At 57.8% G+C, this 12,051-nt stretch carries 14 protein-coding genes; 2 read left to right on the top strand and 12 right to left on the bottom strand.

Annotation, left to right across the window (positions count from 1 at the left end; all coding sequences use genetic code 11):
* Positions 1-4: 4 nt before the first annotated feature.
* The 3 genes from lepB to ACFO3S_RS09750 all read right to left on the bottom strand — a co-directional run bounded on the left by lepB (position 5) and on the right by ACFO3S_RS09750 (position 1,777).
* Positions 5-634, bottom strand: a complete 630-nt coding sequence (gene lepB / locus ACFO3S_RS09760; protein WP_378094854.1) for a signal peptidase I — start codon at positions 632-634, stop codon at positions 5-7.
* Between the two features lie 5 nt (positions 635-639).
* A complete protein-coding gene (locus ACFO3S_RS09755) occupies positions 640-1,215 on the bottom strand; it encodes a DUF402 domain-containing protein (RefSeq protein ID WP_378094852.1) in 576 nt (191 codons plus the stop codon).
* 139 nt (positions 1,216-1,354) lie between these two features.
* Entirely contained in the window at positions 1,355-1,777 is a 423-nt protein-coding gene (locus ACFO3S_RS09750) for a GNAT family N-acetyltransferase (protein WP_378094850.1), read from the bottom strand.
* 394 nt (positions 1,778-2,171) lie between these two features.
* On the opposite strand from ACFO3S_RS09750, the gene ACFO3S_RS09745 reads away from it, so the two are divergent.
* A complete protein-coding gene (locus tag ACFO3S_RS09745) occupies positions 2,172-2,783 on the top strand; it encodes a superoxide dismutase (protein WP_378094848.1) in 612 nt (203 codons plus the stop codon).
* 87 nt (positions 2,784-2,870) lie between these two features.
* Here ACFO3S_RS09745 and ACFO3S_RS09740 read toward each other — a convergent pair whose 3' ends face one another.
* The 8 genes from ACFO3S_RS09740 to ACFO3S_RS09705 all read right to left on the bottom strand — a co-directional run bounded on the left by ACFO3S_RS09740 (position 2,871) and on the right by ACFO3S_RS09705 (position 9,858).
* Positions 2,871-3,887 (bottom strand): protoglobin domain-containing protein, encoded by a 1,017-nt coding sequence (locus tag ACFO3S_RS09740; RefSeq protein WP_378094846.1) that lies wholly within the window; start codon positions 3,885-3,887, stop codon positions 2,871-2,873.
* 67 nt (positions 3,888-3,954) lie between these two features.
* Positions 3,955-5,070: an A/G-specific adenine glycosylase gene (mutY, locus tag ACFO3S_RS09735; protein WP_378094844.1), complete on the bottom strand. Its 1,116-nt coding sequence runs from the start codon at positions 5,068-5,070 to the stop codon at positions 3,955-3,957.
* A complete protein-coding gene (locus tag ACFO3S_RS09730; protein ID WP_378094842.1) occupies positions 5,067-5,945 on the bottom strand; it encodes an AraC family transcriptional regulator in 879 nt (292 codons plus the stop codon). The genes mutY and ACFO3S_RS09730 overlap by 4 nt, the downstream gene beginning before the upstream one ends.
* 156 nt (positions 5,946-6,101) lie before the next feature.
* Positions 6,102-6,497: a holo-ACP synthase gene (acpS, locus tag ACFO3S_RS09725; RefSeq protein WP_378094840.1), complete on the bottom strand. Its 396-nt coding sequence runs from the start codon at positions 6,495-6,497 to the stop codon at positions 6,102-6,104.
* Between the two features lie 9 nt (positions 6,498-6,506).
* A complete protein-coding gene (gene nadE, locus ACFO3S_RS09720) occupies positions 6,507-7,319 on the bottom strand; it encodes an ammonia-dependent NAD(+) synthetase (RefSeq protein ID WP_378094838.1) in 813 nt (270 codons plus the stop codon).
* Between the two features lie 83 nt (positions 7,320-7,402).
* Positions 7,403-7,837 carry a BrxA/BrxB family bacilliredoxin gene (locus ACFO3S_RS09715; RefSeq protein WP_378094836.1) on the bottom strand — a complete coding sequence of 145 codons (435 nt, stop codon included), beginning with the start codon at positions 7,835-7,837 and terminating at the stop codon, positions 7,403-7,405.
* 145 nt (positions 7,838-7,982) lie between these two features.
* The gene (locus ACFO3S_RS09710; protein ID WP_378094834.1) at positions 7,983-8,108 is read right to left on the bottom strand and encodes a hypothetical protein; all 126 of its coding nucleotides are present in this window, start codon (positions 8,106-8,108) and stop codon (positions 7,983-7,985) included.
* Positions 8,109-8,184: 76 nt separating this feature from the next.
* Complete coding sequence (locus ACFO3S_RS09705; protein WP_378094832.1) at positions 8,185-9,858, bottom strand: ATP-binding protein; 1,674 nt, start codon at positions 9,856-9,858, stop codon at positions 8,185-8,187.
* A gap of 298 nt (positions 9,859-10,156) precedes the next feature.
* On the opposite strand from ACFO3S_RS09705, the gene ACFO3S_RS09700 reads away from it, so the two are divergent.
* Positions 10,157-11,416: a BaiN/RdsA family NAD(P)/FAD-dependent oxidoreductase gene (locus ACFO3S_RS09700; RefSeq protein WP_378094830.1), complete on the top strand. Its 1,260-nt coding sequence runs from the start codon at positions 10,157-10,159 to the stop codon at positions 11,414-11,416.
* 238 nt (positions 11,417-11,654) lie between these two features.
* On the opposite strand, the gene ACFO3S_RS09695 is transcribed toward ACFO3S_RS09700, so the two are convergent.
* Positions 11,655-12,029, bottom strand: a complete 375-nt coding sequence (locus ACFO3S_RS09695) for a hypothetical protein (protein WP_378094828.1) — start codon at positions 12,027-12,029, stop codon at positions 11,655-11,657.
* Positions 12,030-12,051 lie beyond the last annotated feature (22 nt).

Raw genomic sequence — 12,051 nt, 5'->3', positions numbered from 1 at the left:
CCGCTCACAGCCTCTTGATGCGGCTGATCGGCCATACGATCAGATCCGCCCGCCCCTGAACGAGCTCTTCCGGCACTTCATTGAACGCCCTGCTGTCCTTGCTCGCATTTCGGTGGCGGTTGTCTCCCATTACAAAATAATGACCGGAGGAGACGGTCGTCGGTCCGAAATCTCCGTCTTCGATCTTCGAATCCGTGTAGCGCTCCACGGTCAGCTCTCCGTTAAGATACAGCTCTCCGTCGCGAATCTCGATCCGGTCACCGGGAACGCCGATGACCCGCTTGACCAGAAACTCCTTGCCTTCCCCGCCTCCGCTCGGATCCCGGAAAATGATGACGTCGCCGCGATCCACACCTCCGAGCCGAAGGACGATCTTGTTCACGAACAGCCACTCGTCCTCATGAAGCGTCGGCTCCATCGAAATCTTCTTCACCGTCGACAGCTGGAACACGAACGCCTTGAGAAGGAGCACGACAACGGCCGCGATGACGAGAGCTTTCGCCCAGTCCCACAGCTCCTTGCGCCACCCGGTCAGCGCCGGTCCGCGCGTCTTCCGCTCCTTGGGCGCTTTCTGAGCCTTGGGTGCCGAGCGGCTTCTGCTTTCGGAAATCCCCGTATCCATTCCTTCTGACATAGCGCCTACCTCTCTCCTTCAGCGTTCATCTGTCTTTTCCACTGTTCATAATAGTAGCGAACCCCGCCGTCGTCGAACGGAAAGGCTTTGTCCGCGATCGCCTTGCGCAGCGCCCGCAGCTCGGCCTCCACCCGCTTCTCCACCGCCTCGCCGTACCGGAGCGCCTCTTTGTTAGCCTCGTATTCATCCCGGTCCAACTCGGCGGTCGTACCGTCCGGCAGAACGACGACGTCCAGATCGTAATCGATATAAGTTAACACATCTGCGTATCTATATGGAGGAGACGCCAGATTGCAATAATAACGAATTCCTTCCTCCTCCAGCAGGGCGACGACGTTGAACCAACGGTCGGGAAGGAAGAAGCTGACCGCCGGAACCCGGCTGGACCATTCCCTGCCGTTCGCCTCCTGCACCGTCGTATGCTCGTTGATCACTATCCATGCTTTCAGAGGATCGAGTCCCGACTGGAGCTGTGCCGGCGGAACCTGCCAATTCTCGAGCCATACCCGGTGCAAGGAACCGTTATGCTTGAAGCTCTTGATGACGCACCTCTTATACTGCCTCTCCGCGCTGCCCGTCACGGCTCGTCCCTCCCTGCAGTTCTGGTTGATCGAGCAGGATCCCTTCTGCCTCGCCATGGTGTAATATAAGAAAAGCATATCTCTCCGCCAAAAGCAATGGCGATAAAGATATGCTTTCCCATCCATCCGTCCGCTTGAATTAACCGGCCACGATCGCAAGCGGCTGCGTTAATTGAACGATATTGACGGAGCTTAGCCCGAGCGAATCGTAGAAAGGGCGGAGAACCTCATTGTGCTTGTCCTCTGCGACAAGAACCTTCATGACGTTGCGCTGCTTGAACCGGTTGCTCATATGAGAAACGAGCTGGCGGCCGACCCCCTGGCCTCTGAACTGGGCTCGTACCGCGATGCGATAAACGTACCCTTTGTAATTGTCGATGGTTCCGATCAATACGCCGACGATGGCCCCGTCCGATTCCGCCACGAGCACCAAATCGCTGTCCCAGGACAATTGGCGGGCGAAAGCTCCCATCGTCTCCTCACAGCATTCCTCCGACAACACTTCCTCCAGCAGCTCTGCGACCAGTTTGTAGTCTGACAGTTGGAAAGAACGAATCTGCATGCTGTTTGATTCCCCCGAGCATTCAGTTTTACATCCACTTAACGGTCTCTTCATTTTACGACAAATTAGCGAAATTTCTAGTTCTTTTCTTAAAATAAGCTAAATTTTTTTTGTAAAACTGCTAGATAAAGCGATGAAAACGCTTCAAACTAAAGAAAAATAAGTATTAAGAATATATAATGCAGAATAATGGCTATATTTCGTCATTTTCGGCGTATAATCGAGATCGAGATGGGCAATGATGAAAGGGTTGGAGCGGTCGGTCGCCGTTCTCCGCAACGGTTCGGAGACTTTTTATACATTTATGTTGATTTAATCGGAAGGATATTGGATAATAAAGACTGTGAGCGATTAGGCTACATAATCGTAATCCCATTTAGGAGGTTATTTGACCATGGCACACGAATTACCGGCACTTCCTTACGCAACGAATGCGCTTGAGCCGCATATCGACGCAACGACGATGGAAATCCACCACGGCCGCCACCACAACACCTACGTGACGAACCTGAACAACGCTTTGAAATCCGCGCCCGAGCTGGAAAGCAAAAGCGTCGAAGATTTGATCGCCGATCTGAATGCCGTTCCGGAGAGCATCCGGACCGCGGTTCGCAACAACGGCGGCGGTCACGCCAACCACAGCCTGTTCTGGAAAACGATCAGCCCTAACGGCGGCGGACAACCGACCGGCGCTCTGGCAGCCGCTATCGACGCGGAGCTTGGCGGATTCGACAAGTTCAAAGAAACGTTCGCGGCTGCGGCGACGACTCGCTTCGGCTCCGGCTGGGCATGGCTCGCCCTCGGCAAAGACGGCAAGCTGAAAGTATACAGCCTGCCGAACCAGGACAGCCCGATCATGGAAGGCGACAAGCCGCTGCTCGGCCTGGACGTCTGGGAGCACGCTTACTACCTGAAATATCAGAACAAGCGCCCCGACTACATCGCAGCCTTCTGGAACGTCGTGGACTGGAACGCCGTCGGCGCGATCTACGACTCCGCGAAGTAAGCTCCTCACGGACGACAATAAGGCGCATGTCTCTCCTTATCGAGAGGCATGCGCCTTTCTATGTTTCGCCATTGCGCGAAAGCCTGATCAGTGGGCGCCGTTATCCTCCAGCAGGCCGTTAAGATCGGCGGCGACCGTATCGATCATATGTACGAACGAAGAAAGCTCCTGAGAGCTGGCCGCCTGTTCCCGCGAGAAGCGAACCGTCTCCTCGCTGCCGTGCTTCACCTCGTCCAGCGCCGAGCGGATTTCCTTCAGCTTCGCCTGAATCGTAATCAGCGACTGCTTGGAGCTCGTCGCCAGCTTGCGGATCTCGTTGGCGACAACCTCGAAGCCGAGCCCGGCTTCCCCGGCCCGCGCCGCTTCCAGCGCCGCGTTCAGGCCGATCAGATGCGTCTGGTCGGAGATTTCCCTCATCGCCGTTCCGAGTTGGTTGATCTCGTCGATGCTGCCGGCCAGCTCCCTTACTTTCGCATGAGAGTTCTCCTGGACGACAGCGGTATGAGAGGCGTTCTCCGCCACCTGGCTGCTGCTGGCGCCCAGCTGCACCATCATCGAGGAAAGCTCCTGCACGACGGAGCTGACCTTCGTCAGCATGTACTGACGCGATTCCACCAGCTTCTCGATTTTTGCCTTCTCGTCTTGCTCATAGGCTTCCAGCACAATCTGGGAATCGAGATTAAACATTTTACTTAAGGAATGTACCGTCCGCGTCCACGCTTCCGGATCGACCCGCTTCAGATGTTTCGTCGCCAGATCCAGATACACGATGTACGTGCCCAAATACCAGTTTGTCGTCAGGCCGATTTTGGAGTGAACCTTGCCGACATGCAACCGCTTGCTGAAAAAGGCGTCGTCAATCACGCCGTCCGTCAACGAATGGAAATACCAGCGCTGCGTCTCCTTCAGCCTCTCGATCGTGCTGTGGCTCTCGATCAGCTTCAGCAGCTCGGGATGCTCGGTAATTTTCGCGTACAGCTCGTCCACCACTTGTTGGGCAATCTCGGCGAACTCGGCTTGCTTCGACTTCAGAAGAGTCAGATCCTCCTCCGAAATGCCGATGTAATTCAATTGCTCCAGTCTTGAACCGCTAACCTGAATCAAGCCGTTCCCCCCTGTCGGATAACCTTTCCTTCTTTCCTTTATAGAGTCGCTCGAAACAGCCCGCTCGTCAAGCCTTCTGTCGAAAAAGGAAGTATTCCGTCAGCAATTTGCGGAACACGTTCGGCCATGCGTAGCTTTCGAACTCGGCGGCGCCGACCCAGCGGTAACCGCTGCCGGCCGCCTCCCGCTCGTCGAGAACGGCCGCGCCCAGCACCTTGATGTTCCATACGAGGTGGGTGAAGACGTGCTGGGCTTCCCCGACTTCCTCGCTCGCATCCACCCTTACCCGAATGCCTTCCTCCGCCAGCGCCGCCTTCAGCCGGCCGGCCGCTTCGTCCAGACGCCCCCAGACTTTGTCGTCGGGCACCTCGACATGCGGCAGCTCCCACATCCGGGCGAGCAGCCCCGTCTCGGGCCGCTGGCAGACGAGAACCCGGCCGGCGTTGGCTCCGGTTCCCTCGATGAGGGCGGCGATGCGGTAGACCGGCCGCGCCTTCTTGGGCTTCGTCTTGACCGGGAGCTCCTTCTCCCTGCCCCGAAGCCGACCCTCGCACCGTTCGCCGACAGGACAAGACGGACAGGACGGAGACTTCGGCGTGCAGACCATCGCCCCGAGCTCCATCAGCGCCTGGTTGAAATCGGCGGCCTGCCCCTCCGGGATGAGCGATCGGGCCAAACCTTCCATCGCCGTTCGCGTCGCCGGACGGGCGATGTCGTCCTCCAGGCAGAAATATCGGGACAGCACCCTCATAACGTTGCCGTCTACGGCCGGCTCCGGCTGATCGTACGCAATGCTCAGAATCGCCCCGGCCGTATACGGCCCCACCCCTTTTAGCCCGGATACCTCCGCCTTGCCGCGCGGGACCTCCCCGCCGTACCTTTCGACGACCTCGCGAACGGCCGCCTGCAGATTGCGCGCTCTGGAGTAATAGCCGAGCCCTTCCCAATGCTTCAGCACGTCCTCCTCGGGCGCCTCCGCCAGATGCCGGAGCGTCGGATACCGCTCCACGAACCGGTTGAAATACGGAATAACCGTGTCCACCCGAGTCTGCTGCAGCATAATTTCCGACACCCAGATATGATAAGGATCCCGGCTTCGTCTCCACGGCAGGTCGCGCCTTTCCTTGCGGTACCACCGCAGGAGCCGCTGGCCGAAATACGCTTCGTTCCCTCTGTCTGTCAATGCGGTTTACCCTCTTCCCGATCGTATTGATCCGCCCCGGCCGAAGCGGCGATCATCGCCGCCTGCTTGCGGAAGCGGCTGGGCGTCACGCCCGTGTGCGCCTTGAACATTCTGGAGAAATAATAGATTTGCATGCCCACCTGGCCGGCGACGGAGGAGACGTTGCAGTCCGGCTTAAGCAGCAGGCTCTTCGCGATCTCCATCCGCCGGAGATTGACATATTGAATCGGCGAATAGCCCAGAATGCCCTTGAAAAACACGATAAAATAATTCGGATGCAGATACACCTGCTTGGCCAGGTTCTCCACCGTAATGTTGTCCGCCAGATGTTCGTCGATATACTTGAGCACCATGTCGATCTTCTGCAGGTCGTCGGTCGGCACATGGTTGTCCATCAGGGAGAAGCTGTCCAGATAATAGCTGATCAGCTCCAGCATGACCGCCTTGATTCTCAGCCTGGAAGTCAGGCTTTCCTTCGACAGCTCCTTGAACAGCCGAAGGAACAGCTCCGATACCGTTCCCTCTTCCTTCACCTGGACATGAAAGGGAAGCTGCAGCGTTCGGTACAGGTCCCGATCTTCGTAGCTGCTTCGAAAGTGGCACCACTGCAGCGTCGCCTTCTCCGACTCCAGTTCGATCCGGTGCGGCATTCCCGCCAACAGAATAAACAGCTTTCCCTTTTCAAGAGAGATTTCCTGATTTTGAGCCCGCAATTTTCCCGCTCCCGACTTGACGAACAAAAAGCGGTGGCAATCGTACACCGTCTCCTTGTCCTTCATGGAGACCGCGTGCAAAACCGTCTCCGCCGCAGCGGCAACCTCGATATTCATATGCTCAAAGTGCTTCATCATGATCGTGATATAATTCGTTCCCATCATCATTGCCCCATTATCCGGATAAAATTAAATCTTATCCCGCTCACATTCTTCCATTATACGTCACGAATCACGAGGCGTAAATTACCATATTTATATTCTATATCCAATAAATAACAGTCCGACAGAGATGCTGCTGCCGGACTGCGTAATCAGCTATAGCTTTTCGATTAATGCGGTCGCCGCCGCGAGGGAACGCTCGTGCGTAATGGCGACAAGCACCCGGCGACCCCCGTCCTCTTCCCACCCGAGACGCATGGCGGCGGCGGAAGACAGACGGCATACCGGCTTCCCCGATTCGTCCGCGAGCACCTCGATGTCCCGGAAGCCGACCGTCGCTCCAATCCCGCAGCCTAACGCCTTAACGACCGCTTCCTTGGCGGCGAACCTGCCGCTGACGAACTCCAAAGCCCGCCTGGCCGGCAATGCCTCCCACGCCTTGCGCTCTCGGGGCGTCAGCACCCTGTCGACAAACCTGGACCCGCTCGCCCCCTTGAGAATGCGCTCCATTCGCGCCGTCTCTACGACATCCAGCCCGATTCCGACGATCATACCGTGCGATCAGATCCCCGGAATCGGCTGACGCTTATGCTGCGTGCGCAAATAACGCTTCTCGAGGTTTTCCTTTGCCTGCGGGTCGATCTCCTTGCCTTCCAGATAAGAGCTGTTGTCCTCGTAAGTGACGCCAAGCTCGCCTTCGTCGGTCTGCCCTTCCCACAGGCCTGCGGTCGGCGCTTTGTCGACGATGCTCGCAGGCACGCCGAGACGGCGGGCCAGCTCGCGGACCTGCCGCTTGTTCAGCGTGCTGAGCGGGGTCAGATCGACGGCGCCGTCCCCCCACTTCGTGAAGAAGCCCGTCAGCGCTTCGGAGGCGTGATCCGTGCCTACGACAAGCAAGTTCAGATCGAAGGCGAGCGCGTATTGCACGACCATTCTCGTACGCGCCTTAACGTTGCCCTTGCCTGCGCGGCTGAGATGACGATGAATCTTCAACGCTTTGAACGCCTGCTCGGTTTCCAGAGCGATCTCGTCGACCGCATCCTCGATGTTCGTCTCGACCTTATGCGTCAGCTGGAAAGCCTCGGCCACCTCGTAGCTGTGATGGATGTCCTCCTGCCGGCCGTAAGGCTGAAACACGCCCAGCGTTATGTATTCCTTGCCCGTCTCCTTCGACAGCTCGTCCGTCGCCCGCTTGCACAATCCAGTCGCCACCGCGCTGTCGACGCCTCCGCTGATCGCGATCAGCAGTCCCGTCGCCCCCGCTTGCAGGACGTAGTCCTTCAGAAATTGAACTCTGCGTCGGATCTCCTCGTCGACGTCGATCGTCGGTTTAACCCCAAGCTTCTCGATAATCTCCTGCTGAAGCGTAGTCATCCTGGCGTCCTCCTTCTTACTGGCAACAAAAAATAACCCGGCGGCTCGGGCGCGAGCGGCCTCTGCCTCCGGGAACGACTGCATTACCGGCAATAACGGTCGAAGGCGTCGGTCAAGTCCGCCGCGATCTCCGCCGCGCTGCGGTTCTCAATCTGATGCCTCTCGATGAAGTGCACAAGCTCTCCGTCCTTCATCAGCGCGATGGAAGGAGAAGAAGGCGGGTACGGCAGGAAGTACTCCCGCGCTTTCGCCGTCGCTTCCTTGTCCTGTCCGGCGAATACCGTGAACAGGTGATCGGGCACGGCGTCGTGCTTCAACGCTTCGGCCACGCCCGGACGGCATTGGCCCGCCGCGCAGCCGCATACGGAGTTGACGACGACTAGAGCCGTCCCGGCAGCTCCCGGAAGATGGTCTTCCACTTCCTCGGGAGTTCTCAATTCTTGAATGCCGATCCGCGTCAACTCGTCGCGCATCGGTTGAATCATATCCAGCATATATCTTTCAAAAGACATCGACATGATCAGGCGCCTCTCTTTCCAAAACCGAAATTGGCGGCAAGCTAATTCCGCATAGCTCTATTATAGCGCGCCTCCGCAAGCTCCGTCAAAGCTCTTCGCGATCGAAGAGAAAGGCGCAGACCGATGCAGCCGATCGTTGCCCGCCTCAGGTAGAAGGGCGATTGGGCCCGTCAAGCTTCTTGTCGTAGCCGGGGGACAGCGGAGAAGACTTGCTCTTGCGGCGATCTGCGGCCGACCGTCCGGATTTCGACGGTCCTTCGTCTCTGGCCATGGGGGACTCCCTCCTTTTCCGGTCGATTCCCCCGTAGTGTATCCGAATGAAGTGCCGCTATCCGCGCCTCAGCGCCTCAGGCTGTGAAGCTCCCTTTCTCGCCGACTCCCGGCTTCGCGAACGAGACGATAAAGGTCGTCCCTTCGCCGACGGTCGACTCCACCTGAATTTTGCCGTTGTGACGCTCGACAATGCTCAAGCAGAGCGCCAGGCCAAGACCGGTTCCGTTCGTCTTCGTCGTGAAGAACGGCTCGAACAGCCGCTTCAGCTTCTCCGGCGGAATGCCGACGCCGCTGTCGCTGACGCGGAGCTGGACCGTTCCCGGCAAATTCTGCGTCTCGATTCGCAGAACTCCTTTATCGTTCATCGCCTCCATCCCGTTCCGCGACAAGTTCAGCACCAGCTGCTTCACTTCCTTGGAGTTCATCGGGATCGGCTCCAGCCCGTCGTCCGTATGGAGATCGATCATCTGCCCTCTCATATTGGCATCCGCCCAGATTAGCGGCAGCAGCTCCTTCAGCAGCTCGTTCAGATTGGACGGCTCCTTCTCCACGATGCGATTCTGAGCCAGGGAGAGGAAATCGTTGATGATCGCGTTGGCGCGATCCAACTCGTCCAGCACGATGCGGAAGTAGCTTTTCTGATCGTCCGGGCTGCGCTCGTTCAGCAGCTGCACGAAGCCGCGGATGACGGCCATCGGATTGCGGATCTCGTGCGTAATGCTCGCGGCCATCTGACCGACCAGGCTCAGCCTCTCCATCCGGTCGACCTCGTCCTTCAGCCGGTGAAGCTCGGTGACGTCGTGACCGATGAACAAGACGCCGTCCGTTCCTTGCGACGGCATGTCCCTGATCGAGCTGTACACGGTGTAGAACGTCTGGCTGCCCAGCTTGATCACTTCCGTCAGCTTCTCCTCGCCCCCCAGAATGCGCTCCACCGGATCGTAGTCGATTCTCAGCTCCATCCGATCGAGCAGGAAGGAAAATTTCTCCCGGAGCAGCTCGTCCCGACCTAACGGAGACACGACCTTCAGCGTCATGTCGTTGATATGGCTAATTCTCCCCTCCCTGTCGAAAAGGATGACCATCAGCGGGGAGTTGTCGATGAACTGCTGCAGTCTGCGCATTTCCTTGCGATATTTCAGCGAGACGTCGTGAAGCTGCAGCTGTAATTGGATTCTCTCGAAGCTCAGCTCGATAAAGTGGGCGCACAGCAGCGTCACGGCGATGAATACGGATACAAACGCAGCCACCATGCCGACCAGCTGGGGCACGTTCTCCAGCAGACTCCGCGGAATTCGAATCCAGAACGCCGCGAGCTGGAACACCGACAGCAGCAGACAGAGAGAAAACAGCAGCTTGAGCTTGCCCCTGCGGCTTCGCATGGCGTATCCGGAAATCCGGGAGAAAAGCACGGGAACGAACAAGCTCAGAAAACCGATAAAGACGAAGTAATCCCAACGAAGCTCTATCTCCCATAGCCGAGCGACCATATAGAAAGAAAGAAGCCCGAAAGCGATCGGAATCCCGCCGTAGACCGAACCGATCAGAAAGGGAACATGACGCAGGTCTATAGGAATGCCAGGAATGGAATCCATAGTGAAATTGACGTTCAGAAGCATCGCCAGACCGCAGCATATTCCGATAAAGATGTGGGAATGACCGGACTTCTCCTGCTTGGAATACCAGACCATGAACAAAAAGACGGGAAGAAATGCAATCAGGATCTGCAGCAATGATTCTTTCCACATCCAGCGGAACCTCCCGTATCCTTAAGCAGCGGTTCAACCATAATCTACATACCTGTCCATATAGGGTTAGCTCTATTGGCTCTGCCGGTGTACGGTTTGCAATATCCATTGTACTGCCAAAATGCTGTACGAATCACTTAGATTAAAGCACATCTCCCCATGGGTTACAATATTAGGGAGTTAAATAGACTCATCCGCGAGCCAATATTCTGTAAAGTTTCCGCACATCAAGTCGCCGTTTGCGTTTGAAATTTCCAATGATACAATTTGGCTATAACGATTAGTCAGGAGAACTTACATGGACTACGACGTCATTGTCATTGGCGGCGGCTCCGCCGGTCTGATGGCCGCCGTCGCCGCCAGCAGGAACGGCGCGCGCGTCCTGCTGCTCGATAAAGGCGACAAGCTTGGACGCAAGCTGGGAATCTCGGGCGGAGGCCGCTGCAACGTCACGAACAACAAGGAGCTCGACGAGCTCATCCGCAACATCCCGGGCAACGGCCGCTTTCTGCACAGCTCCTTGGCCAACTTCAGCAACAAGGACATTATCGCCTTTTTCGAAAATTTGGGCATTCGTCTGAAGGAGGAGGACAACGGACGGATGTTCCCTGTCACGGACAAGGCCAAGACGGTCGTAGACGCGCTGGTCGGCCAGGTGCGCAAGCAGGGCGCCGAGATCCGCGTCCATTGTCCCGTGGATACCGTCCTGTACGAGGACGGGCGCGTCGCCGGCGTGCGGCTGCGGACGGGCGAGACGATCGGCGGACGCTCGGTTATCGTCGCGTCGGGCGGCAAATCCGTGCCGCAGACCGGGTCGACCGGAGACGGCTACGCCTGGGCGGAGAAGGCCGGGCATACGATCACCGAGCTGTTCCCGACAGAGGTTCCGCTGACGTCCGGCGAGCCTTTTATTGCCAGCAAGGAGCTGCAGGGCCTCAGTCTCCGTGACGTCGCCCTGTCCGTCTGGAATTCGAAAGGAAAGCGAATCGTCGAGCATCGCGGAGACATGCTGTTTACGCATTTCGGATTGTCGGGCCCGATCGCGCTTCGGTGCAGCCAGTTCGTCGTCAAGGCGCTTAAAGCATCCGACGCCGGCCATGTCGAGGTTTCCGTCGATCTGATGCCGGACAAGAGCGAGGACGAGGTCTACGCCGAGACGCTTAAGCTTGCGCAGCTGGAGCCGAAGAAGGCGGTCAAGAACGTGCTGAGAGCCTGTCTGCCCGAGAGAATGATCCCCCTGCTGCTGCGCGGCGCCGAGCTGGCCGAGGGGGTCACTTACGACAACCTGCCTCGTCAGGCTTGGAGCCGGCTTGCCGGGCAGATCAAGCGATTTCCGATTCGGGTGAGCGGCACGCTGTCGATCGAGGACGCCTTCGTCACGGGAGGCGGGGTCCATCTGAAGGAGATCGACCCGAGGACGATGGAATCGAAGCGGATGGCGGGCTTGTATTTCTGTGGAGAGGTGCTGGACATTCACGGCTATACCGGCGGCTACAACATTACCGCGGCTTTCTCTACCGGCTACACGGCGGGCTTGCATGCGTCGGGACAAGCGTAATCGGAAAACGGAAAAGCAGGGAATCGCGCAGCTCGCCCCTTCGCGCATTCCCTGCCTTTTATTTGGTGCCGGTGAACGTATGCCTTGTACGAAAGAGCGGTTAACGAAAATGAGATCGGCAGAGCCGGAATCGTCCTCATAACGGCAAGCGGGAACAGAGCCAGCGCCCTCCGAATGAAAAGGCCGCCTCCTCGAGATCGGAAGCGGCCCTCTCGCTGCGTGTGCGCCCGTTCGAGCGTCAGGTTCCCTCGAACCGGTCGTACGAGCCGTCGTCTGTCGGATAAGCGGAATTCTCGGCGCCGTCCTCCTCTGCGCTCTGACGGTAAGCGTCGACCCAATCCTCGTTCACCGTATGAGCGGGAATCGGAATATCGTCGATGCCGTAGGCCGAATTCGTCATCTGATCGATGTGCGCAGGAGCCTGCTCCAGCAGGCGACCCGAACAGCTTTGCACAATTTCTAGCGCCGAGGTCAGATCCTCGTCCCGCACGTGAATATGCAGCCGCCCGCCCTCGTGGAGCTGGGGCTCGTAGCCAAGCTCGTCCAGCGTCTCCGCGGCCAGCCGGGCCTGGGCGTCCTCCGGAAATTGGAACATCAGCGCGGCGTGTTTCATCGCCTTCATCCTCTCCGTGTTC

Origin of the sequence: Cohnella hongkongensis, from assembly GCF_042654645.1 — a bacterium.
GTDB lineage: Bacteria > Bacillota > Bacilli > Paenibacillales > Paenibacillaceae > Cohnella > Cohnella hongkongensis.
This window is presented reverse-complemented; position numbering and strand designations above follow the sequence as displayed.